A 23,267-nucleotide genomic window follows, 5' to 3' on the forward strand; every position below is an offset into this window, starting at 1 on the left:
TCCATTCTCGAAAAAATGCGGCAGAACAATGTTGATGGTCTCGTAAAAAGTCGCCGGATCGTCATGCCGGACTTGATCCGGCATCCAGAATGCACTGAAATTACTGGATAGCGCTAAAGCCGCGTAGGTTGGGTTGAAGGATGAAACCCAACTATGACGGAAGCTAACATTTCCGTTTGAGCCGGATCAAAACCGCCTCGCCCACGGTGCCGAAACGCACGGGAACACCCGAAACCCCGACCCCGGTACTCGTGTAGCCCTGCATGCGGCCGAACCGCCAGTGCCCCTGGATGAATTCCCGGGGGGCCCGGGAATGGGTGACCAGCGGTCCGAATCCGGGGATTTGTACCTGCCCGGCGTGGGTGTGTCCGCACAGGTAGAGCCTGGCGCCGTAGGATGCGGCTTCATCGTAGACATCGGGCGAATGGACGAGCAGGAGGCTGAATGCGCCGGCGGGAACGTCGCTGAAGGCCTGCCGCAGGTCGTGCGCCTGATAGTAGTTGGGGTCGTCGACTCCCACCAGCCAGAGGTGATCCTTGCCCCGAGTCAGCTCGGCGGCATCGTTGATCAGAAAACGAAGCCCCCTTTTTTCCAATGGCGGAATCATTCCGATGCAGTCATGATTACCCAGTACGGCATAACAGCCATCGCGGGCGTCGATGGCGTGCACCAGGCGGCGCATGCGGAGCAGTACTTTGGAATAGGGGCCGGACAGTTTGGCCCGGTAATCACCACCGAACAGGCACAGGTCGACGGCAAGCGGTGCCACCAGGGCCTCGACCGCTATGTCGATGCCCGCCAACCCGTCCAGATGCAGATCGGTGAGAAACAGGATCGTATAATCGTCGAAAGCGGCCGGTAGATCTTCAAAATACAAGGTCACCGGGCTCAGCCCAATATCTAATGCATTTTTCCGGCCCCGGCCATAAAGTCGCAACACCCGAAACGCGGTTTTCATCAGCAGATGGTAAAAGATGGACCGGTCGGCATTGAGCACGGGATGCAATGGATGGTACGCCATATCGCAGGCCCGCCACTCCCGCCACCGCAGGCCGGGACGGAGGTTGCGGCGGTAACGCCGGGCCGCGCGGTTAAGGAAAATCCAGCTGAAGAGAAAGGACCCGGCATAGGCCCCGGCACAGAACAACAGCAGCAGGATTGTGGATGGCATCGCGCCGAGGTGGGCGTAAGGCACCAGCACCAGCAGCGGCAATGCCCCCTCGGGCAGTTGGTCCAGTCCGGGAACGACCGATCCGCTCGGCTTTCCGAGGCGGCGCTTGATGAAGCTGGTCAACAGGTCGCCGGCCATGCTGAGGGCGCCTATGCCCAATCCGATCCCCACCGGCCATCCCATCAGCCATCCCAGCGTTCCGCCGGTGATGATGCCGGCCAGGACACCACGAATCGTTTTATGATCGCCCAGGAGCGGCCGGCCGTCGTTCAGCCGGTATCCCAGGTCGAGGGGCGTGCGAAAGCGTTCCTTCAATAGAAGGGACAGGAGTGGCGGCGCCAGATTGACCAGCCAGAGCAGAAACAGGAATTTCAGTACGATCCACATGACGGGGCGCTTTCTGTCAATTGATTTAAGTCGTCCATATTGATAACAAAGCAATTGTCGATATGACAACCCGCCATTGGCGGAATCTTTAAAATCAAGGGAGGTTCGGGATGCCGAAATGCCGTCGTTTGAAAGCCGTGTCGACTGTTTGCTGCCTGTTGCTGGCCGTGGTGTGGGGAGGCTCGATCCAAACCGCGCTTGCCGATATGCCCCTGTTCAGCGGACAGACCGTTTATGTGCCCGTCTATTCGCACATTTACAGTGGCGACCGTGAGCTGCCGTTCTACCTGGCCGCCACCCTGAGCATCCGCAATACGGACCGCCGCCATCCGATCCAGCTCACGGCGGTGGATTACTACGATTCCGATGGAAAGTTCCTGAAACATTATCTGGAGGCCCCGATAACCCTCGGGCCCATGGCCACCAAACGCTACGTGGTGCATGAATCGGATAAAAGCGGCGGCTCGGGGGCCAAGTTCATCGTTGTCTGGCAGTCGCAACAAGCCGTGGCCGAGCCGCTCATCGAATCGGTGATGATCAGCACCAAGACCCAGCAAGGAATCTCATTTACTTCGCGGGGGCGGGTGCTGGAATTTGCCCGGTGATGCTACCGGCGCTTTTTCCTGGATTCCACCGCGGCCACTGTTCTCAGATAGAAAAGGAGTCCCGCACCGGCGACCATCATGGCCATGCACAGCATCTGGCCCATGGAGAAGGAGAGGAAGACGAACCCCAACTGGGCGTCGGGCTGGCGGGCGTATTCGATGAAAAAACGTACCAGGCCGTAGCCCATGAGATAGAGGGCCAGCATGGCGCCGTTGGTCCGGACGCGTCCTTTTACGGTCCACAGAACAATGAACAGGACGATGCCTTCGAAAAAGGCTTCGTAGAGCTGGGAGGGGTGGCGCCGGTGCGGCCCGGGGGCCAGGGGAAAAAACATGCCGATGGGATGGGTGGTAATCCGCCCGTAAAGCTCGCCGTTGATGAAGTTGCCCAGCCGGCCAAAGGTGTAGCCCATCGGAATGCAGGGGACGATCAGATCGGCCATGTTGAAAAACGACAGCTTGTTTTTGCGCACGAAGATCACCGCTGCGATCACCACGCCGATCAGCCCGCCGTGATAGGACATGCCCGTAATCCCCGTAAACCGGAGCCCACCGGAAAACTCAAAGGGCAGGGCGATCTCCAGGGGGTGCTGCAGGTAGTATGAGAAGTTGTAGAAGATCACGTAGCCCAGGCGGGCACCGATGATCAGCCCCAGGATCAGGGCCGTGATGAGACCCTGCAACTGCTCGGTATCGATGGGGAAGCGATCCTCGCGTCGCAGGCGCCAGGCAGCCAGCCCATAGGTGAAGGCAAAGGCCACGATGTACATGAGGCCATAGTACTGCAGCCGAAAGCTGCCGATCTGAAAAATCACCGGGTCCATGTGCTCCGGCAGGTGTTGCCACCAGTTGAGAAATTCTTCCATGCGGGATCAACTCCTTGTTTTTCCCTAATTCGAATAACACGCAGACCTTACACTCAGCACAGACCAGCGTCAACAAAACCGTTTTTTTCTTAACCACGGCGTTGTGGATATTTCGGGTGAGCGTTCACCATAGGAAATTCGATTGTTGCTTTGCTGAATATAATTTGCTAAAAAACCAACATGTTCCATGATTTTAACCTTCCCGTCAAAATAACAAATACAATTCATTTGGCATAATCTCAACTCTGTAGGAGGCCTGATGGACCGGACAAAAACCGAACCAATGCCGGTAAAGTTGGCTAATGGCACTACAATTAAAATTGAAGTCACGCCTCAAGAAGGGCCCGGGCGCGAGGATGTGGCTGGGTTGAATGATCTTTCCTTCAAGGATTTTTCAGAAACGTTAAAAGAGATCGTCAGCGAATTGAAAGGGGCGCTGGACAAGGCAAAACCGGATAAGGCCACGGTGAAATTCGGTGTCGAGATGGCCGTCGAATCCGGGGCTTTGACAACAATGATTGTAAAAGGGGCGGGAAAAGGAATCCTGGAAATTACATTGGAATGGGATAACAAAGGTAAGTGAGGGTATGATCGATGGATCATCCTGTAATTGATCTCACGCATGCATGTGTAGTCAAATTGACTTCTCCACAGGCCGTCGGTACCGGTTTTTTTGTCGTCCCTGGCCTTATTGTCACCTGTGCGCATGTTGTCGGTAATCGAAAGACAAATGATTTTTACGGTGATCCAAAGGGCACCATCAAGGTTCGTTGGCAGGATAACGACGATTTTTCAACAGCAACGGTCTTACCGGATAAATGGAAGCCAGACGAGGATGTTGCGCTTTTGCAATGCCATCCCATGCCTGAACCACACCCCCCATGCGTTCTTTTAGGAAGGGCGTGTCTTACGTACGATAGGCTATCAACATTCGGTTATCCCAAAGAAGCACAACATGCTGAGCCGGCAACTTTCGAATGCAAGGGATACTCGGATGATAAGCCCCCTATGTTGAAAATTAAAATGGACAACATCCGTGGCGGGATGAGCGGCTCGCCGGTGCTTAACATGGAAACCAAACGCGTTTGTGGGATGATCAATTTCACCGACGATAAAAATTCGATGCTTGGGGGCGGCGGGGTGACTGCCGCAACCTTATTGAGCGTATTTGATGATCTTGAGGCGTTGCAGGAAGAGTATCACCAGAAACATCCAACTTGGTACACGAAAATCGGTGTAAGCATTCCTGGAGATTTGAAAGACCAGGTTGAAGCGAAGATCGCTGAAACGCTTGACGGGCCGGGGCTAACAGAATTGGTTAATGGCTTCCAGAAGGAATTCCTTGAAAAGGAGGGCGTTGATGCGAAACGTCCAGCAGCTATTTCAGCTGCGCTCGTTAAATTGAAAACTACGGATGCCCTGATGCTGGTCAGCCTGGCAAAGGAATCAGCAATCAAGGCGCTTGAAAAAAACAATGCCGGTGAGGGGGCTTTAAGCTACGTTCGTCGGGGTGTTGAGGATATTTTGGGTTGGTTGGTGCTGCTCGCGGTAAACTCGGCGTGGCTGGAGACCAATCGAGAGCGGTTGCATCTGGAGGAATATCCAGGCGCCATCGAGTTGCCCGTCAAGCGCGATACCGGTATCGAGATCATTCATGCTGCGCTGAATCGGCGACAGGCGCGGTTTAACCTGCAAAATGCGACCCTGTTTGGATCCCACCGGATGCCGGCACCGGATGACCATTTTCTGGAAGGTGGTATTGCAGCGGTCAATAAGGTCAATGAAATCAAACGATCGATTTTTGGCTACATGAACCTGTACTGGGGAGAAAAGGATATTCCAGACCATTTTACACGTGATGATGACGAGGCCTTGAATGCGCAGCTGAAGTGGTTCCATGGACATCGTCAAGGAAAATATTTGGTGATTCGACGCTCGGATACCTCTTGCCCGATTGATCGTGATGTATACACGGCGTTGCTAAACGATCTTCCCGACCTGCAGGTGATTTTTCACAACACCGACGAGCCGGGGGATGCGTTTAATGTCTCTGAAATAACGTTCTATATGTATCTTGAGAACTTTTTCCGTTAACAAAAGGAGTTGTCATGGCAATCCCGGAAAAGGTGCTGACGGAGCCGGTGACACTGCCCAAAACGGGTACATGGCCCGAGACCCGGCATCAATTCGATGAAAAAAGCCTCTGGGCAATCAAGGCTGCTGTTGCGGCGGAAAGGCCGCTGTTGGTGCGCGGCGAACCGGGTACCGGTAAAAGTCAACTGGCAAGGGCCGCAGCATATTATCTGGGGCGTGCATTTATCTCCGAGGTGGTGCATTCGCGAAGCGAATGCCAGGACCTTCAATATTATTTCGATGCCGTGGCGAGATTGGGGGCCGCCCAGACGCTCGGGCTGATCGGGGCCGGTGGCGACACGATCAAAGACCTGCTGCCGGCTATCGAGAGAAATATGAAAAACCCCCTCGATCCTATATGTTTTCTTAATCCTGGAGCCTTGTGGTGGGCCTTCAACTGGACAGCAGCCGAAAAACAATACGAAAAAAGCAATAAAGCGGCCCGTCGGCCGGAAAAACCGGCGGATTGGACTTCCGAAAAAGGGACGGTACTGCTTATCGACGAGATCGATAAGGCGGATGCCGATCTTCCCAATGGTCTTCTGGAAACCCTTGGAAATGGTTCCTTTTCCGTACCCCATATGGATGAGCCGGTTCAGGTCAACGAGGGGGATCCTGTCCCGCTGGTCGTTATCACAACCAATGAAGAGCGGGAGTTACCAGCCGCATTCATACGCAGGTGCATGGTGCTGCACCTCGATTTACCTAGAGGTGATGACAAACTCATCAATTGGCTTTGCGAACGTGGAAAAGTTCATTTTGAAGACCAGTGCCATATAGATGTAAGAAAAGAGGCCGCCGAGCAGTTGGTCAAAGATCGCAACGAGGCGGAAAAATTAAATTTACCCACACCAGGCCAGGCGGAGTATCTTGATATCCTCAGGGCCGTGGTCGGCATTGCCAAGGAAGATAAGGATGAACAACTGAAAACCCTCAAGGCCATCAGTCGTTTTGCATTGGTTAAATACGAGCGGGTGCCCTGATGAAAATCAGCGGCAAACCGGCAATCTCAAGAGCTGATCTGATCAGGCTCTATGGGGCTTTTGGTGCGGATGCATTGATTCCTGCGAGCATTGTTGTCGGTTATCGCTCGAAAGATGATTCTAAAGAACCGCAGCCGGATGATGATATCGACGGTTCGAGGCCTGGGGAACCGGGGAAAGGAGTGGGTGACGTTCCGCCCAAGGCGACATCGAGTGAAACAAAAACATCGATCCCTTTTTGGCGGCCGCGATCGTGTGAATTCATCAATCAGGATGAAATGGACCACCAGGCGCCAAAGGCGTTTATCGAGGCCGTTGCCCTTGATGAAGAATCGATCAGAGCCGATCCTGATAAGCGTCCGCCGGTTCACCAACCATTGTGTCCCTGGGCGCGAATGTGGCCATTTCAACGAAGCATCTTGGGTGAAATAAAAGACCTTGGGGCCATCGATATTCCCAAGGTGATTCAGTCCACCGCCGAAATGCGGCCGATGAAGCGACTCCCCCGTGTCTACAGGCCAGGGTGGGCCCGCCGCTGTGTTTTAATCATTGATGCCGACACAAGGATCATACCGTTTTTGCAGGACGCCAGGCAACTTTATAGGAATGTGCTAAAGGTCAGGGGCAGGCTGGGTCTTGATTTGCAACTTTTCGAAAATGGTCCATCCGGACCTGTCAGTAAGCCTGGTAAAGCGCCCCTTTCGCATTCACCCTTCAAAAACCCGGAACCGGGCACACCCATTTTAATCATCAGTGATTTGGGGCTTTTTTCCCGAGATGCAAAGGTAAAAAACGATTGGATTAAATTTGGCCACAAATTGAGACAATCCAATTTCCAGCCAGTTGTCTTGACACCGGCGCCGTATCGGTTGTGGACCCGTGAGCTGACATCACTATATCGCATGGCCTGCTGGGACAGGGGGATGCGTCTACCCAAACGAGGCGCGTTCGGGAAAAAAGGCGTAGGGCGTCAACCCTTGGAAACAAAACGCGACGGAACCGAGCGGCTTCTCGCGTTGCTGGCGCCAGCCATTCGTGTCGAGCCTGCCTTGCTGCGAGCTGTGCGTATGCTGTTGCCCGTCGACCAGTGTGACGCAGGGAACGAAGCCGCGGTTTGGAATCATGACCATGTCCGGCGGGGATATACCGGTTTTTCATTTGATCCCGCGCATGTTGCAATCCACAGAGCGGATTTTGTCCGAAATAATGCCCCTGACATACAAAAGAGCGCTTGCAAGCTTATCGAATCCCATCACCGGCATTTGTCTCCAGCCGTTGGAAAAGAGGAGCAATTGATTGCGGACACGCTGCTTCAAGGAAAACCCTCCGAAGAGGCGGAGTGTTTCTTTTGGAGCAGTTTGCGGACCCTGTCAACGCCGGAATTCAGGGAAATGGCCGGGCTTGAATCGTGGATCAAGCGTCTCATGCACCGTCACGGGTGGGATCCACCCATGTGGCAAAGCCACGCCCTGTGCGCCTTGTGGGCCAAGGCCAACCAGGATGCGTGGACGCGTGGAAAGATTGTTTTACCCGAAGGGATGGATCCCGCTTGTGCGACCTGGGTATTCGCCCCGGAAGGATCGGTCCGGTATTATACCCTGTTCAGAAAGGGGCAGGGATTCATTGCCGCGAATCGATCGGAATTCGGCTCCTTCGGGGGTGCGATCTTTCCAGGCGGCAGCCCGGTCGTCGATCTCGTCTCTTCCAATGGCGTGCTGCAGGTAAGGGAAATTGAGACGCGCCATTCACACGAATATGCCGTGAATCTGAATCATAAGGAACGCGTGCCCGTTGATGTTCCTATGGAAGGCCGGTTAGAGCTGATCACCACCCACCAGAAAATCATTCTCGACTGCCAGGCGCGGCCATCCTGGGCGACAGGGTGGGGGCGCGACGAAAAGGGGCTGTTCCTGATTTTACAGGAGAAAGAAAAAACACGGCACATATACTGGTTCCCTCCTGGAAAGTACCCGGTCGGAAGTTGGACCGCAAGTGGTCCTGAAATCGTTGTGGAGCAAGGGTTCTGGTGGGATCAGGATGATTTGGCGGAAAATTTTGATATCGGTTTTAAAAGACCATCTTGGGCGACGGATTTTGGCCTGGATGGGTATGGGATTTATGCTGATTTTCAAATAAAAAGCGTTTCTCAGCGAATGCGTTGGATCATGCCGGGCAAATTTCTGATGGGGTCACCTGAAACCGAGCCAGAGCGGTATGAGGATGAACACCGGCACGAGGTGATTCTCACCCAGGGGTACTGGCTTGGGGAAACAACCTGTACCCAGGCATTTTGGAAAGCGGTGATGGGCAATAATCCCAGTCGTTTCAAGGGGGATGATCGTCCGGTGGAAAATGTCAGCTGGAATGAATGCCAAGATTTCATAAAAAAGCTCAATGCCGCAATCCCAGGGTTGGATGTGGAGCTTCCCACCGAAGCGCAGTGGGAATACGCCTGCCGGGCGGGAACAGTCACGCCGTTTCATTTCGGGGAGACCATCGGCACCAACCAGGCCAACTTCGATGGGAACTATCCATACAACAACGCGCCCCAGGGAGAATATCGTCAGGAAACGGTATCGGTGAAGACATTTCCCTGCAATGCTTGGGGCTTGTACGAGATGCACGGCAATGTTTATGAATGGTGTGCGGACTGGATTGGCCCATACCCTGAGGAGGCGTCTGCCGACCCGACGGGACCCGATGAAGGCAACGGCCGTGTCCTGCGCGGCGGTTCCTGGATCCGCAGCGGCAGGTACGTGCGCTGTGCCGGCCGTGGCGGGGGCGCGCCTGATGGACGCAACGGCCGCTGCGGCTTGCGGCTTGCCCGAGGTCAGACAGCCGGTCGGGTGTCCGGCGGAGCCGGACAAAGCGAGACCAGCGGGCAAAAGGAGAAAGGTCAATCTGCAGGAAAAATTGCCAACCGCGTGAAAACGTTTTTCAAAAGGGGACTCAAATCATGAAATATGCGTTTTTCAGTATTCCAGCGAGACACCCCGATGATGCCCAGCAGTCGCTCAATACATTTTGTTCAGGATGCCAGGTTCTGAATGTGGAAAAGGAATTTGTGGCTGACGGCGAGCGAAGCTTTTGGTCCGTTTGTGTTACCTGGATAGACGGCGATGGTGACAAGAAGAATCACTCGAAAAGCCGTATCGACTACAAGGAAATTTTAAACGAACAGGATTTTGCCGTATTTGCGAAACTCAGGAGTTTGAGAAAACGTATCGCTGATAAAGAGGGGTTGCCACTGTATGCGCTGTTCTCCAATGAACAATTGGCCGTCATGGTTCAACAACGGGTTACCACGCAATCGGCATTGGCCGCCATCGATGGCGTGGGGAAAGCTCGGATAGGGAAATATGGTCAGGAATTTCTGGCGTTGTTGCGAAACGAATATGATTCCTCCCCATCCGTTGGTGAAGGGAAGGCCAATTGAAACGGTTGCGCATCGACGTAGAAGATATTGCTGATCTCCATAACCTTGCCAAAGCAGCCAAAAACGCAGCCAGGGCCAAGCGCCATCGTCCGGAGGTGCAAACGTTTTTCCATTGCCTGGATCATAATCTGAACCAGCTGAGCCGGGATATACTTGCCGGTCGGGTGCCGGAGGGGGAGTTTAAACAATTTCGGATTTTCGACCCTAAAGAACGGATAATCCATGCAGCCTGTTTCAAGGATCGGGTATTGCACCATGCGATAATGAACGTGGCGGGACCACCGATTGACCGCGCCATGGTTGCATCCTCTTTTGCATGCCGCCCGGACAAGGGGATTCATTGCGGCATAAGACACGTCCAATCGAAATTGCGCAAATACCCCTGGTATGTGAAGATTGACATCGAGCACTATTTTGACACCATTGACCAGCGGCTCTTGTTGCAGCTTTTGGAACGGCGCTTCAAGGGAGAGAATTTCATGGCGCTGGTTGGCAGGATTATATCGGGCTATCAAACCCTCCCGGGCAAAGGACTACCCATCGGTTCACTGACGTCCCAGCATTTTGCAAATTACTATCTTGACGGGCTCGATCGCCACCTCATGGAAACCCTAAAAGCCTTTGCCCATGCAAGATATATGGATGATGTGGTTTGGTGGTGTATGGATAAACAAGCTGCCGGAAGAACGCTTGCAGCCGTTGAAGCATATCTCCGAGAGCGTCGCTCTTTGCGGGTTAAGCCCAGCTCTGTCCAAATCAATCGGAGTCGACGTGGCATCAGCTTTTGCGGCTTTCGCGTTTTACCTGGGGCCATTCGATTGGGTGCCCGCCGGAAAAGAAGATATGGTGCGCTACGGCGTAAATGGGAACGCCTATTCATCAGCGGAACGATAGATGCAAAGAAATTACAGCAGGGATATGCGGCGGTTCACGCCATGACACAGCATGCGGACAGCATGCAATGGCGAAAAAATCATTTAGAAAGGTCTGTAACGATAGAGGCTTAAGGCTTAGGGTGACGGTCATCAAGGTGCTGGCCGTGCCGTGTCCTGCGCGGCGGTTCCTGGATCAACAACGGCAGGAACGTGCGCTCTGCCAACCGTAACAGGAACGCGCCTGATGAACGCAACGACAACAGCGGCTTGCGGCTTGCCCGAGCTCAAAGATTTGCCGGATGGCAAATGTCTGACCAGATCGTCATCCTGTCCAGGTGCATGAGGCTTGGCAAAAAGCAAAAGGACCCCGGCATGTCAGTAGGCGTTGACGTGGAGGCGAACGTCGAACGCTTGCCGGGTGATCCGATCCAATGGTGATATGACATCGAAGCGAACAGAATTTTATCACGGAGCTGACATTGACCGACAGTGTTCCCACGGTTGAAAGAGACGCGGCCGATCCGCGTATTCCCAAAAGGTTCCCGGAGCCATGGGCATCGGACTGGGGCCAGGATGGTTACGGCGTTTGGATGGCCTTCAGGTACCAGGGCATTCGTCATGGATTCCGTTGGATCATGCCGGGCTGGTTCATGATGGGCTCCCTCGATACTGAACCCGAGCGGTTTGATAATGAGCACCAGCACGAGGTGCTTCTTACCCAGGGGTACTGGCTTGCGGAAACGGCCTGCACCCAGGCGCTTTGGCAAGCAGTGATGGGCAAGAATCCCAGTCGCTTCAAGGGGGACGATCGTCCGGTGGAAAATGTCAACTGGGACGATTGCCAAGACTTCATCGAAAAGCTCAATGCCGTAATTCCAGGGATGGACGTGGGGCTTCCCACCGAAGCGCAGTGGGAATACGCCTGCCGGGCGGGAACGACGACGCCGTTTCATTTCGGGGAAACCATCGGCACCGATCAGGCCAACTTTGATGGAAACTATCCATACAACTACGGACCCAAGGGAGAATATCGTGAGGAAACGGTATCGGTGAAGACATTCCCCTGCAATGATTGGGGACTCTATGAGATGCACGGCAATGTCTGGGAGTGGTGCGCGGATTGGTATGGACCATATCCTGAGGAGGCGTCTGTCGACCCGACCGGACCTGATGAAGGCGACGGCCGTGTCCTGCGCGGCGGTTCCTGGATCGGCAACGGCAGGAACGTGCGCTCTGCCTACCGTTACAGGAACGCGCCTGATGCTCGCAACGACGACAGCGGCTTGCGGCTTGCCCGAGGTCAGACAGCCGGTCCAGTAACAAGATAGACGTTGGGTTGAGGGACGAAACCCAACCCGGCCCATGCTCAAATGAAATAGCCTTATTCCAGTGTTTTCTTGAAACGCGATACCGCCAGACCAAGAAAACCGCCTGCCAGAAAAGTCAGTGTACCCAGGGGCATCCACAGGATGCGAACGCCCACCCCCTTGACCACAATGCCGTGCAGAATCTGCAGGAACCAGCGCATGGGGTTGAGGATGGTGAGCCACTGGACGGTCTCCGGCATATTGCGGATGGGGAAGATGAACCCGCTGAGCAGGATGGCCGGCACGAGGATGAAAAAGGCGGTCAGCAGCGCCTGCTGCTGGGTTCGGGCAGTAACGCTGACCAACAGGGCCATTCCCAGGTTGCCGAGGATGTAGATCGTTGCCGCGGCGTAAAGCAGAGTCAGGCTGCCGTGGATGCGGATGCCGAAGATCAGGCGGGCGATGACGAACATCAGGGTCATGGTCAATATACCGGTCAATAGAAACGGCAGGGTTTTGCCGACGATGAACTCCACCCGCCGGATGGGTGTGACCATGACCTGCTCGATGGTGCCGATCTCCTTTTCGCGCACGATGGCCATGGAGGTGAGCATCAGGCCGATCAGGATCAGCATGACGGCAATCAGGCCGGGAATGTAGTAGTATTTGCTCTCCAGGTTGGGATTGTACCACGTCCGGGTACGCATCTCCACGATCCCGCCGGCAACCGCAACCGTGCCACCGCCTTCAGCGGCCATGCGCCGGTTGAAATGCGTGGCTGCCTGGTTGGCGTAGTTGAAGGTGATGGCCGCATCGTTGCTCAGCGTGCCGTCCACCAGCAACTGGACGGAAACGGTTTTGTTTTCCCGCAGGCGCGCGCTGAAGTTTTGCGGAATGCGGAGCACCGCGCGCACCCGGCCGGCGTCGAGCAATTCCTGTACGTCCCGGTCGGTGGCCAGACGGTGGGTGACGGCAAAGTAGTTGCCACCGGTAAACTCATCCACTAGAAGGCGGCTGGCCGGGGTATTGTCCGGGTCGACCACGGCCGTGGCGATCTCCTTGACGTCCGTGGTCAGGGCAAAGGCCAGGACGGTCATCTGCACCAGGGGCATGGCCAGTACCACTATGCGCATGCGCACGTCCCTGAACATCTGCAGGAATTCCTTGACCAGTATCTGACGAATGCGCAGGATCATAGTTTCAGCTTCATCCGGCGGTGGCAGAGCAGCACCATTACGGCAGCGTAGATGGTGAGCAGAACCATGTTGAGGCCGAGAATTTCCAGGCCGATGCCCTTGAGAAAAATACCCCGGAGCAGGGCGATAAAATAGCGCGCCGGCACGATAAACGTGATCGCCTGGATGGCCACGGGCATGTTGTAGATGCCGAAGACGAATCCCGAGAGCAATAACGTTGGCAGATAGCCGGTGAACAGGGCGATCTGGTTGGCCAGTACCTGGCTTTTCAGATTGATGCTCAGCAAAAGGCCCAGGAACAGGGCGCCGGTGAGAAAGACCGATGCCGAAAGAAACAAGAGGGCCGTGCTGCCTCTTAAGGGTACGCCATAAATCCAGTGTCCCATGGCCACGGCAATGGCCACATCGGCCAGGCCGATGACAAAGTAGGGCACCACCTTGCCCAGCACCAGTTCCGGAACCCGGATCGGTGTACTGATCAGCTGTTCCATGGTACCGGTCTCCCACTCGCGGGCAATGGTGACGCTGGTCAGCATGGCGGCAATGACCACCATCACCAGGGCGATGATGCCGGGAATGATCACATTGCGGCTCTCCATCTCCGGGTTGTACCAGGCGCGGGGTTCCAGAGTGATCCGACCCGTGCCGCTTTGCAAAGATCGGCGCACCACTTTCAGACGGCTGTTGTAAATGGTGCTGACGGCATCCAGATAGCCGGCCGCCAGGGTGGCGTTGTTGGCGTCGGCACCGTCGATCAAGGCCTGGATGGTTACCGGCCGGCCGGCGCGGACACGATCGGAAAAGTCGGCCGGGATCACCAGCGCCACCATGATCCGGCCCGCATCGAGCAGGTCGCCCAGGTCGCGGTAATTGTCTGTGGCATGGTCCACCGAAAAATAGGCCGAACCGTCAAGGAGGCTGACCAATTCGCGGCTTTCGGCGGTCTGCGACCGGTCCCAGACAGCCGTGGGCACGTGCTTGAGGTCCATGGTCAGCGCATAGCCGAACAGGGCGATGAGCAGCATGGGAATGGCGATGGCCAGCACCAGGCTGCGCCAGTCGCGCAAGACATGAATGAATTCCTTGCGGGCCACGGCCACGAATCGCTGCCATTTCATCGACGGCCCCTTTTGGGGTGGCTTTTGCCGGCCATGTCAGGGGTGTTGGGTTGACCCATTGCGACGATCCTCTTTTTCGATCAGGGAGACGAAAACATCCTCCATGGTGGGAACGATCGATTCCACAGTGACATCGCTGCGACCCAGGCGGTCGAGCAGGTGTTTGATTTGACGGGTGGCTGCGGCCTCATCATCCACTTTCAGGTGCAGACCAGCGCCGAACAGGGCTACATCCCGAACCCCCTCAACGGCCGCCAGGGGATCCAGAAGATCCTGGGGGGCCGGGCAACGCAAATCGAGGATGGTTTCCTCCACCAACCGCTCTTTCAGCTCCCGGGGAGAACCCAGGGCAATCATGCGGCCCTGGTAGATCAGGGACACGCGGTCGCAATATTCGGCCTCTTCCATGTAATGGGTGGTGACGAAGACGGTGCGGCCGCGACCGGCCATGTCGTAGATCAGATCCCAGAAGCGCCGCCGGCTCAAGGGGTCCACCCCGCTGGTGGGTTCGTCCAGGAAGATGATCGGCGGCCGGTGCAGGATGGCGCAGGCCAGGGAGAGCCGCTGTTTCCATCCGCCGGCCAATAGCCGGGCCGGCTGCGCCTCGCTCCCTTCCAGTCCGGCCATGGAGAGGGCCCACTGTTTGCGGTCGGTCAGGTGCGCGCCGCTCAGTCCGTAAATGCCGCCGTAAAAATCGATATTTTCCGAAACCGTGAGATCTTCGTAAAGCGAAAATTTCTGGCTCATGTAACCGATCTGCTGTTTGATGGCCTCGGCCTGGCCAACGATTTCACACCCAGCCACCCGGCCGCCGCCGGCAGATGGGCTGAGCAATCCACAGAGCATGCGGATCGTGGTGCTTTTGCCGGCACCGTTGGGGCCGAGGAATCCGAAAATTTCACCGGTCTCCACGCTCAGGTTGAGGCGGTCCACGGCAACAAAATCACCGAAGCGCCGGGTCAGATCGGTGACCTGGACGGCGATGGCAGCAGTGTCGGGGGTGGGGACCGGCGTCTGGCTGGAGACGATGTCCGAAACGCGTTCGTTAGGCGAGGCGACCATATTGACGAAGACATCCTCGAGTGTGGGGGCGATGGTTCGGATCTCCTGGACCGGGATGTTTTCGTGCGCCAGGATCCGGGTGGCATTTCGCGTGGCCGCCTGCGGATCCTGGCAGACAATGTGAACGCTATCCCCATAAAGATCCACGCTGGTGACATCGGCAAGCCGGTCGTGCAGGATGCGGCTGGCTCGGCGGCTCTGGGCACTGCGGACCGATAAAATCCGCCCTGCAAAGGATTGGCGAACCTGGTCCGGGCGGCCTTCGGCCAGCAGGCGTCCCTGATCCATCAGGCCGATGCGGTTGCAGCGCTCGGCCTCGTCCAGGTAGGCGGTGGTCACCAGGATGGCCACGCCGGCCTTGAGCATGCGGTAGAGGATGCGCCAGAAATCCCGTCGGCTGACCGGATCCACGCCGTTGGTGGGCTCGTCCAGCAGCAGCACCTCGGGGGTGTGGATCAGGGCACAGATCAGCTGCAGCTTCTGCTTCATGCCGCCGGAAAGATTGCCGGCCAGCCGTTTGCGGAACGGACGCATATTGGAGAAATCGAGCAATTCGTCAAGCCTTGCCCGGTGTGCCCGGCGGGTCATGCCGTACAGGTCGGCGTAGAAGCGGATGTTTTCATCCACGGTCAGGTCGGGGTAGAGGCCGAAGCGCTGGCTCATGTAGGCCAGATGGGTTTTGACGGTTGCGCTTTGGGCCGGCAGCTCGCACCCGGCCACCCGCACGCGTCCGCCGGAAGGATCCAGCAGGCCGGCCAGCATGCGCAGGGTCGTGGTTTTGCCGGCGCCGTCCGGGCCCACCAGTCCGTAAATTTCACCGGCGGAAACCGTGAGCGAAAGCCCGTCCACCGCCGCCAGGTCGCCGAATTGGCGGGTCACCTGCTCGGCCACGATGGCCGGCGGGTCCGCCGGACGATTCACGGGGCCACCTCGATCATGGCGTCGGCGGGCATTCCCGGTTTGAGCACGCCGTCCGGATTGTCCAACTGGATCTTGATCCGGTAGACGAGGGTGGTGCGCTCCTTGAAAGTCTGAACCGACCGGGGAGTGAATTCGGCGGCACTGCTGATGAAGCTGACCCGGCCCTTCCAGGTTCGATCCGGGTAGGCGTCCACCGTTACCGACGCCGGCTGCCCGATGCGGATGCGGCCCAGATCGGCTTCGGCCACAAAGGCCCGCAGCCAGACATTGCGCAAATCGCCGATGGTGAGCACCGCGGTGCCGGGGTAGAGATAGCTGCCGGCCTCCGCCGAGGTGCTGAGTACCACGCCGTCAAAGGGGGCGGGCAGCCGGGTGTCATCGAGTTGCTGCCGGGCCACGGCCACACCGGCCGTGGCCGCCGCTTTTTTGGCCCGGGCCTGATCGATGACCTCCTTGCGCGGGCCGGCTTCCACCAGGGCGTAATCGGCCTCGGCCTGGGCCAGGGCCGAACGGGCCTGGCCAATCTGCTCCTGGCGGCTGCCCTCGCGCCGGAGGCTGAGGCGCTGTTCGGCCGCCTGCCGCCGCGATGTCGCCGCGGCCACGGCGTTCCGGGCAGCCTCCAGCCGGGTGCGTTGGGTGTCAAAGTCCTGTCGACTGACACCGCCTTCGGCGAAGACCGACCGATAGCGGGTGAAATCGGCCTGGGCCAGTTCCAGCTGGCTTTTCGCCGTGCGTTCGTCGGCTTTGGCCCGTTCAAGATCCGCGGCGGCTTCGGCGATTTCCTGGCTGCGGCTGCCGCTGAGCAGGTCGTCCAGATTCGCGCGGGCCTGCCTGACGCGTGCCCTGGCCCGCTGGATCTCCTGCGGGCGGCTGCCGGCCTCCAGTTCGGCCAGCACGGCGGCGGCGTAACCGGTGTCGGCGAGCGCCTTTTGCAATTGGATCTCAAGGTCCGTGTCATCCAGTTCGGCCACGACCTGGTTGCGGGTTACCGTATCCCCTTCCTCCACCAAACGCTGCCTGAGGCGGCCGGCGACTTTGAAGGCCAGGTCCACCTGGGTGATATCGATGTTGCCGGACAATTGCAGTTCGCCCCTACCGGTATCCGGCTTCAGAAAAGCGCTATAAATTCCAACCGCCAGGATAACGATGGCCACGGGGATGATGATGCCCAGGCGTTTTTTCATGGGGTCCCTCCATTCACGGAGCCGGCTTGGGCGGGAGCGTCCTTTGCACTCGCCAGGGTGTTGCGGACCGACGCGATTCCGGCCAGGGAAAAACGGGTGATGTGGTCGGTCAATGCGTTGATCGCGGATGCATCGGATGCATTCGTTCCTGCCAGGCGGGAGAGAATCGGGCGTGCCGTGGCATAGTGAAAGCACTGGCCGATCACGCTGATCTGGCAGCGCATGATTGCCTGCGGATTCGCCTCCGGTCCCAGTAATTCAGCAATGATGGCGGTGAGGATGGCGGCTGCGGGACGGATGAATTCGTTCACCAGATCATCCATGAACGGGGACGGGTCGGCCAGTTCCCGAGCCACCAGCTGCCCTTTGCCCGGGTAGCCGGAAAGCCCGTCGGGTGACAGCAGACGCAAAAGGGCGCCATTGATGAAGGCGCGCAGCCGCACATGGGGGGGCGACTGCGGCGTAACCCCGCTATCCACGGGATAGCGTGCGAAGGTCCGGGCGATCAGATCCGTCACCACCGTTTGGTAAAGCGACGTTTTGCTGCCGAAATAATAATTGATCGAGGCGATGTTGACACCCGCTGCGCGGCAGATTTCGCGGGTTGTGGCGGCCTTGTAGCCCACGCGGCCGAATACATCCCCGGCGGCATCCAGGATTTTTTGCTTGACCGATTTGTCATCTGAAACATTTGGCATGGTATCTGTCTTGGGGTTGGATATGAACACATGTTTAAATCAAATGATCTAAACAAATGATTAAACCATGCGGGGAGATTCGTCAAGCGCAAAGACGAAGGGAAAAAAAGAACGGTGAGCGGAAAAAAATTTTGACATCCTGCGTCAAAAATATTTATAGAGAACCATTGGTCTGTAACGGAAACGCACTCATTCCAATCACAAAAAGAAAGGAAAAAAGCGATGCACCACAGTTCAACAAAAGAAAAGCCAAAAATGGACCCGAATGTCGTCCTGATCAAGCCTGAGCAATTCAGCAAAAATCCCGATGGCTCATGGTCTTCTAAACAAAACACGGACATTCAGAATGCTTTTGGAATTTATCGGATCAATCCGGGGATGACGTTTCGGAAAAATCAGTCCCATTGGGGGCTCGATATCGCCGCCCTTCTCGATCAGGAGGAGGCCAAATAGATTCCGTCCGGAAATCGGCCCACTGGGTCGTGATCACGGCCTGACCAAAAATGTTGGCGGATAGGGAAAAAAGCAAAATGGAAGCCCTGCCATGGCCAAAACCACGCTTTGGCCATAGCAGGAAAACAGTAACTGCTCAGCTGCCGCTGTACTGTTTCCCCTGCCAGGTGTTGCGCTCCCGGAAAAGATCATGGATCATCTCCAGGGTTTCCCGTTTCTCAAGGGACCAGGCCGGGGCGACCAGTTCGTTGGGGTGGGGGTCGCCGGTGAGGCGCTGGATGATCATGGTTTCCGGGAGCCGTTCGATGAATGCGCAGACCCGGTCCACATATTCGCGCTGCTCCAGGCAGTGGTAGCGGCCGTCGCGATAGAGTGCTTCCAGGGCGGTTCCCCGCACCACATAAAGCAGATGCAGCTTGAGGCCGTCGATGCCCATATCGGCAATGATATCGGCGGTGTCGAGCATGTCCCGGCGGGATTCGCCGGGCAGCCCCAGGATGACGTGGGCGCAGATGTTGATGCCGCGGTGGCGTGTGGCGGCGACCGCCTTTTCGAAACAGGCAAAATCGTGACCCCGGTTGATCAGGGCCAGGGTGCGATCGTGGGCGCTCTGCAGGCCGTACTCGATCCAGATGAGACGGCTGCGGGCATATTCCTCGAGCAGGTCCAGCACGTCGCCGGTCACACAATCCGGCCGGGTGCCGATGGCCAGCCCCACCACTCCCTCCACGGCCAGGGCTTCATCATAAATCGCCTTGAGCCGGTCAAACGGGGCGTAGGTGTTGGTGAAGGACTGGAAATAGGCCATCAGCCGGTTGGTCTTGAAACGCCGGGCGATGCGCGTCTTGCTGCGCTCGATCTGCTGGCCGATCGATATTCCCTGTTGATGGGCACCGGTGCCCGACCCCCTGGCGTTGCAGTAGATGCATCCGCCGGTGGAGAGGGTGCCGTCGCGGTTGGGGCAGCTCAGCCCGGCATCGACGGTGACTTTGTGCACCCGGCCGCCGAACAGGCCGCGGAAGTAAGTATTCAGATCCCGATATGGTTTTTCAGGCATCATCATCCTCTGCTTGACCTTAATCTCCCCGCAATTATATAGTCCGCTGCACGAAATAAAAGCAACCGGGTATCATTCGTGTGTATCAATCGTGACCATTCAAACGGGCTCCCCCGCTGGTGTGTGGGTGCCCGTTTGCGCAAAAGCGTCAACATCGATGAGCGTCTATCAAAAACAATATGATGTAATTGTCGTCGGCGGCGGGCACGCCGGCTGCGAGGGGGCGCTGGCTGCGGCGCGCATGGGGTGCCGGGTTTTGCTGCTGGCCATTGACCTGGACAAACTGGCCGCCATGCCGTGCAGCCCCTCCATCGGCGGTATGGCCAAGGGCCAGCTGGTCAAGGAGATCGATGCCCTGGGCGGCGAGATGGCCAAGATCGCCGACCAGACGGCGATTCAGTACAAGACCCTGAATACCAAAAAAGGGCCGGCGGTCCAGTCCACCCGCACCCAGAACGACAAGGGGCGCTACCACAGTGCCATGAAATCGGTGATCGAAGCGCAACCCCACCTGGACCTCAAACAGGCTCTGGTGGAACGCCTGATTGTCGAGGAGGGGCGGGTCTGTGGTGTTGAGGACCACACCGGTTTCGGGTTTCAGGCGCCGACGGTGGTGCTGGCCACCGGCACCTTCCTTTCCGGTCTGGTGCACATCGGCTTCAAGACCATGCAGGCCGGTCGTGCCGGAGAGTTCGCCGCCTATGGGCTGCCGGAGCATCTCAAGGAACTCGGCTTTGCCCTGGGGCGCATGAAAACCGGCACGCCGCCGCGCCTTAACCGGGACAGCATCGATTTTACCCAGTTTGAGATGCAGCCGCTGGATGAGCTCTCGCGTCCGTTTTCCTTTTCCCAACCGTCGATGCGGCTGCCCCAGGTGCCCAGTTACATCGGGCACACCAGTGACGCCGTTCACCGCCTGGTCCGGGACAACCTGCACCTGTCGGCCCTGCACAGTGGCATTATCAAAGGTGTGCCGGCGCGCTACTGCCCCTCTTTCGAAGACAAGATCGTACGTTTCCCCGACCGTGACCGCCACCAGATCATTCTCGAACCCGAAGGGCTGGATACCCGTGAGATCTATGCCTCCGGTCTGGGCAACAGCCTGCCCATGGACGTTCAGATTCAGGTGGTCCGGCAGGTGCGCGGCCTGGAGGAGGCGGAGATCATGCGTCCGGCCTACGCCATTGAGTACGATTTCATCAATCCCATCCAGCTGCGGTCCACCCTGGAGACCAAGCGGGTGCGGGGACTCTACCTTGCCGGACAGATCAACGGCACGTCCGGTTATGAGGAGGCCGCCGCCCAGGGCATGTGGGCCGGCATCAATGCCGCCTGCGCCGTGCAGAAGCGGCCGCCCTTCGTGCTGGACCGCAGCCAGGCATACATGGCCGTGATGGTGGACGACCTGGTCACCCGGGGAACCCTTGAACCGTACCGCATGTTTACCTCCCGGGCCGAGTACCGCCTCATGCTGCGTGAGGACAACGCCGATCTGCGCCTGTCGGAAATCGGCCATGAGTTGGGTATCGTCGATGCCGACACGGTGAAGACCCTCCGGGGCCACAAAGCCCATATCGAGGCCGAGATCGCGCGAATCAAGACAACCGTGATCAAACCGCTTCCCGAGGTGAACCGCTACCTGGAATCCCGGCAGACGCCGGCCATCGACAACGGCATTCACCTGGTCCAGCTGCTCAAGCGGGCCGAACTGGATTATGGCGCCGTGACGGCACTGGCGCCGGTCGACCCGCCCCTGGGAGAGTCGGCCGCCCGGCAGGTGGAGATCGAAATCAAGTACGAGGGCTATATCCAGCGTCAGCTTCAGGAGATTGAAAAATTCAGGCACCTGGAGCAGATCAAACTTCCCGAAGGCATCGATTATGCCACGGTTCACGGCCTTTCCAGTGAACTCAAAGAGAAATTGAGTGCCGTGCGACCGACCTCCCTGGGACAGGCCTCCCGAATCGAGGGCATGACACCGGCGGCCATTTCGGTGCTGATGGTCTATCTGCGCTTATGGAAAAATCGCTGATGCCCTGCCCGCCGTTTGTTCGACGACCGGCATCGGTTGCGTCTCGACCGTCTCCACAGGCCGGCCGAGTCAATCCCAACGGCTTGACATCAAAAGGCTTACACCTTATTTTTTTTTCACTGTATTCATCGTGCGGCTGCCGGAACTGGGGAATTTCAACGGCACCGTTGCTGTGCTTAAAAAAAGTTAACCATTGCAGGGAGCAGGACCGATCATGTCCCAACAGGACTATTATCAGATTTTGGGCGTATCCAAAACCGCCACCGATAGTGAAATCAAAAAAGCGTATCGCAAACTCGCCATGAAATACCACCCGGACCACTCCAAGGGTGACAAGAATGCCGAAGAGATGTTCAAGAAGGTCAGTGAAGCCTATGCCGTGCTCAGCGACAAGGAGAAACGGCAGCAGTACGATACCTTCGGCTCCACGGATTTCCATCAGCGTTATTCCCAGGAGGATATCTTCAGAAACGCGGACCTGGGAGATATCCTCAAGGAGTTCGGTTTTGGCGGTAAGGGGATGCGGTTCTCTTTTGGCGGCGGTTCCCCCTTCGGTGGGGGGCCCTTTGGCGGGCATCAGCGTCGCCAGGCACCGCCAAAGGGTTCGGACCTGGTTTATGAACTTCCCCTGACGTTGCAAGAGGTGGCCAGTGGTGCCAGTAAAACGGTCACTTTTCAGCATCAGGGACGCAATGAAAACATCACCGTTAAAATTCCCCCGGGGATGATTACCGGGAAAAAATTGCGACTGGCGGGAAAAGGGGAACAGAGCGGTTTTGGCGGCCCTGCCGGGGACCTTTTTATTCAGTCCCGGGTTGTTGACGATCCGGTTTTTACCAGCGAGGAATGGAACCTCAACACCACTGTGACCATTCGGCTTAGTGAATCGCTGCTCGGTACCCAGGTGAGTATTCCCACTGTCGACGGGGGGGAGTTGAGTCTCAAGATTCCGCCGGGCACCCGCCACAAAACACGCATGCGACTGGCCGGGCACGGCCTGCCCAAAATGAAGGGCGGCGAAAAGGGGGATCTGTATGTTACCGTCATCGTGGATGTACCCAAAAAATTGACTTCCGAGCAGAAAAAACTGGTGGGCGAACTATCGGCCACAGGTATGTAACAAATTAAATTCATTGACAACTAACCCATGGTGGGGTAATTTTCCGGTCAACCTCAATGACCGGTTTACCCGCTGTTCCCAACAGTTATCGTGCTTGCCAGCCAGGCAATGCGCACTGAAGATTTCATATGCCTGAATTTATTCCTGTTATTAAGAAAGATGACATCCAGCGCCAGATAACACGCATTGCCGCAGCCATTTCGGCAGATTATCAGGGTCGGGAACTGATTATGATCGGTGTGCTCAAAGGGGCATTTTTGTTTCTTGCCGATCTGGTTCGCGAGCTGAAACTTGAAAAAATTAAAATCGATTTCCTTCAAGCTTCCAGTTACGGTGCCGATACAGTATCATCAGAAAATATCGTTCTAAAAAAGGATATTGACGTTGATATTCGCGGGAAAGACGTGTTGGTGGTCGAAGACATCGTCGATACCGGGCTGACGATGGCCCGTCTGATCGAACATCTCAAACGCCATGATCCCAACAGCATCCGTATCTGCGCCATGATCGACAAGCGCGAACGGAGAAAAGTGGCCGTCAATGTCGATTATGCGTGTGGCTGTGTTGAAGAAGGCTTTCTGGTGGGATACGGCCTGGATTATGCCGAGAATTACAGAAACCTTCCAGAAATATATCATATGAAACTTTAGTCAGTGAGGGGAG

At 56.8% G+C, this 23,267-nt stretch carries 22 protein-coding genes and 1 pseudogene; 14 read left to right on the plus strand and 9 right to left on the minus strand.

The features are described from left to right. Nucleotides 1–163: 163 nt before the first annotated feature. Entirely contained in the window at nt 164–1,558 is a 1,395-nt protein-coding gene (locus tag GN112_RS29545; RefSeq protein ID WP_155313438.1) for a CDP-archaeol synthase, read from the minus strand. A gap of 110 nt (nt 1,559–1,668) precedes the next feature. Between GN112_RS29545 and GN112_RS29550 the strand changes: the two genes are divergently transcribed. Continuing rightward, nucleotides 1,669–2,163 carry a DUF3124 domain-containing protein gene (locus tag GN112_RS29550; RefSeq protein ID WP_155313439.1) on the plus strand — a complete coding sequence of 165 codons (495 nt, stop codon included), beginning with the start codon at nt 1,669–1,671 and terminating at the stop codon, nt 2,161–2,163. A gap of 2 nt (nt 2,164–2,165) precedes the next feature. On the opposite strand, the gene lgt is transcribed toward GN112_RS29550, so the two are convergent. After that, entirely contained in the window at nt 2,166–3,029 is an 864-nt protein-coding gene (gene lgt / locus GN112_RS29555; protein WP_155313440.1) for a prolipoprotein diacylglyceryl transferase, read from the minus strand. Between the two features lie 259 nt (nt 3,030–3,288). Between lgt and GN112_RS29560 the strand changes: the two genes are divergently transcribed. From GN112_RS29560 to GN112_RS29570, 3 genes are read left to right on the plus strand one after another with little or no spacing between them, the layout of a single operon-like run. After that, nucleotides 3,289–3,612 carry a CU044_2847 family protein gene (locus GN112_RS29560; protein ID WP_155313441.1) on the plus strand — a complete coding sequence of 108 codons (324 nt, stop codon included), beginning with the start codon at nt 3,289–3,291 and terminating at the stop codon, nt 3,610–3,612. An 11-nt stretch (nt 3,613–3,623) separates the two neighbouring features. Next, nucleotides 3,624–5,123, plus strand: a complete 1,500-nt coding sequence (locus GN112_RS29565) for a S1 family peptidase (RefSeq protein WP_155313442.1) — start codon at nt 3,624–3,626, stop codon at nt 5,121–5,123. 14 nt (nt 5,124–5,137) lie between these two features. Beyond that, on the plus strand, nt 5,138–6,145 hold the full coding sequence (locus GN112_RS29570; protein WP_155313443.1) for an AAA family ATPase: 1,008 nt from the start codon (nt 5,138–5,140) through the stop codon (nt 6,143–6,145). A 929-nt stretch (nt 6,146–7,074) separates the two neighbouring features. On the opposite strand, the gene GN112_RS29575 is transcribed toward GN112_RS29570, so the two are convergent. Further along, a complete protein-coding gene (locus GN112_RS29575) occupies nt 7,075–7,269 on the minus strand; it encodes a hypothetical protein (protein ID WP_155313444.1) in 195 nt (64 codons plus the stop codon). Nucleotides 7,270–7,437: 168 nt separating this feature from the next. Between GN112_RS29575 and GN112_RS34095 the strand changes: the two genes are divergently transcribed. The 6 genes and pseudogenes from GN112_RS34095 (at nt 7,438) to GN112_RS29600 (ending at nt 11,784) form a co-directional block, all read left to right on the plus strand. Continuing rightward, nucleotides 7,438–9,105: a formylglycine-generating enzyme family protein gene (locus GN112_RS34095; RefSeq protein ID WP_197743432.1), complete on the plus strand. Its 1,668-nt coding sequence runs from the start codon at nt 7,438–7,440 to the stop codon at nt 9,103–9,105. Continuing rightward, the gene (locus tag GN112_RS29585) at nt 9,102–9,581 is read left to right on the plus strand and encodes an HRDC domain-containing protein (protein WP_155313445.1); all 480 of its coding nucleotides are present in this window, start codon (nt 9,102–9,104) and stop codon (nt 9,579–9,581) included. The genes GN112_RS34095 and GN112_RS29585 overlap by 4 nt, the downstream gene beginning before the upstream one ends. Next, nucleotides 9,578–10,588 carry a reverse transcriptase domain-containing protein gene (locus tag GN112_RS29590; RefSeq protein ID WP_155313446.1) on the plus strand — a complete coding sequence of 337 codons (1,011 nt, stop codon included), beginning with the start codon at nt 9,578–9,580 and terminating at the stop codon, nt 10,586–10,588. The genes GN112_RS29585 and GN112_RS29590 overlap by 4 nt, the downstream gene beginning before the upstream one ends. Nucleotides 10,589–10,630: 42 nt before the next feature. Next, nucleotides 10,631–10,726: pseudogene (locus GN112_RS35475) on the plus strand (formylglycine-generating enzyme family protein); the annotation flags it as partial. Nucleotides 10,727–10,762: 36 nt separating this feature from the next. Then, nucleotides 10,763–10,894 (plus strand): hypothetical protein, encoded by a 132-nt coding sequence (locus GN112_RS34960; protein ID WP_269434958.1) that lies wholly within the window; start codon nt 10,763–10,765, stop codon nt 10,892–10,894. Between the two features lie 41 nt (nt 10,895–10,935). Continuing rightward, complete coding sequence (locus tag GN112_RS29600) at nt 10,936–11,784, plus strand: formylglycine-generating enzyme family protein (RefSeq protein ID WP_197743433.1); 849 nt, start codon at nt 10,936–10,938, stop codon at nt 11,782–11,784. A 53-nt stretch (nt 11,785–11,837) separates the two neighbouring features. Here GN112_RS29600 and GN112_RS29605 read toward each other — a convergent pair whose 3' ends face one another. From GN112_RS29605 to GN112_RS29625, 5 genes are read right to left on the minus strand one after another with little or no spacing between them, the layout of a single operon-like run. Continuing rightward, nucleotides 11,838–12,959 carry an ABC transporter permease gene (locus GN112_RS29605; RefSeq protein ID WP_155313447.1) on the minus strand — a complete coding sequence of 374 codons (1,122 nt, stop codon included), beginning with the start codon at nt 12,957–12,959 and terminating at the stop codon, nt 11,838–11,840. After that, nucleotides 12,956–14,077, minus strand: a complete 1,122-nt coding sequence (locus GN112_RS29610) for an ABC transporter permease (protein ID WP_155313448.1) — start codon at nt 14,075–14,077, stop codon at nt 12,956–12,958. The genes GN112_RS29605 and GN112_RS29610 overlap by 4 nt, the downstream gene beginning before the upstream one ends. A 36-nt stretch (nt 14,078–14,113) precedes the next feature. Further along, nucleotides 14,114–16,060, minus strand: a complete 1,947-nt coding sequence (locus tag GN112_RS29615; protein ID WP_155313449.1) for an ATP-binding cassette domain-containing protein — start codon at nt 16,058–16,060, stop codon at nt 14,114–14,116. Then, nucleotides 16,057–17,244 carry a beta-barrel domain-containing protein gene (locus GN112_RS29620; RefSeq protein WP_155313450.1) on the minus strand — a complete coding sequence of 396 codons (1,188 nt, stop codon included), beginning with the start codon at nt 17,242–17,244 and terminating at the stop codon, nt 16,057–16,059. Before GN112_RS29620 ends, GN112_RS29615 begins: the two co-directional genes overlap by 4 nt. Beyond that, the gene (locus GN112_RS29625) at nt 17,241–17,942 is read right to left on the minus strand and encodes a CerR family C-terminal domain-containing protein (protein WP_155313451.1); all 702 of its coding nucleotides are present in this window, start codon (nt 17,940–17,942) and stop codon (nt 17,241–17,243) included. Before GN112_RS29625 ends, GN112_RS29620 begins: the two co-directional genes overlap by 4 nt. Nucleotides 17,943–18,197: 255 nt before the next feature. Between GN112_RS29625 and GN112_RS29630 the strand changes: the two genes are divergently transcribed. Then, nucleotides 18,198–18,395 (plus strand): hypothetical protein, encoded by a 198-nt coding sequence (locus GN112_RS29630; protein ID WP_155313452.1) that lies wholly within the window; start codon nt 18,198–18,200, stop codon nt 18,393–18,395. 136 nt (nt 18,396–18,531) lie between these two features. Here GN112_RS29630 and mnmL read toward each other — a convergent pair whose 3' ends face one another. Continuing rightward, complete coding sequence (mnmL, locus tag GN112_RS29635; protein WP_331457551.1) at nt 18,532–19,452, minus strand: tRNA modification radical SAM protein MnmL/YtqA; 921 nt, start codon at nt 19,450–19,452, stop codon at nt 18,532–18,534. A gap of 157 nt (nt 19,453–19,609) precedes the next feature. Here mnmL and mnmG point away from each other — a divergent pair, with 157 nt between their 5' ends. From mnmG to hpt, 3 genes are all read left to right on the plus strand, one after another. Continuing rightward, nucleotides 19,610–21,484, plus strand: a complete 1,875-nt coding sequence (mnmG, locus tag GN112_RS29640) for a tRNA uridine-5-carboxymethylaminomethyl(34) synthesis enzyme MnmG (RefSeq protein WP_155313453.1) — start codon at nt 19,610–19,612, stop codon at nt 21,482–21,484. Between the two features lie 214 nt (nt 21,485–21,698). Further along, on the plus strand, nt 21,699–22,604 hold the full coding sequence (locus GN112_RS29645; RefSeq protein ID WP_155313454.1) for a DnaJ C-terminal domain-containing protein: 906 nt from the start codon (nt 21,699–21,701) through the stop codon (nt 22,602–22,604). A 128-nt stretch (nt 22,605–22,732) separates the two neighbouring features. Further along, nucleotides 22,733–23,254, plus strand: coding sequence for a hypoxanthine phosphoribosyltransferase (gene hpt / locus GN112_RS29650; RefSeq protein ID WP_155313455.1), 522 nt, complete (start codon nt 22,733–22,735; stop codon nt 23,252–23,254). Nucleotides 23,255–23,267: the final 13 nt, after the last annotated feature.

The sequence above is a fragment of the Desulfosarcina ovata subsp. ovata genome (assembly GCF_009689005.1).
Lineage (GTDB): Bacteria > Desulfobacterota > Desulfobacteria > Desulfobacterales > Desulfosarcinaceae > Desulfosarcina > Desulfosarcina ovata.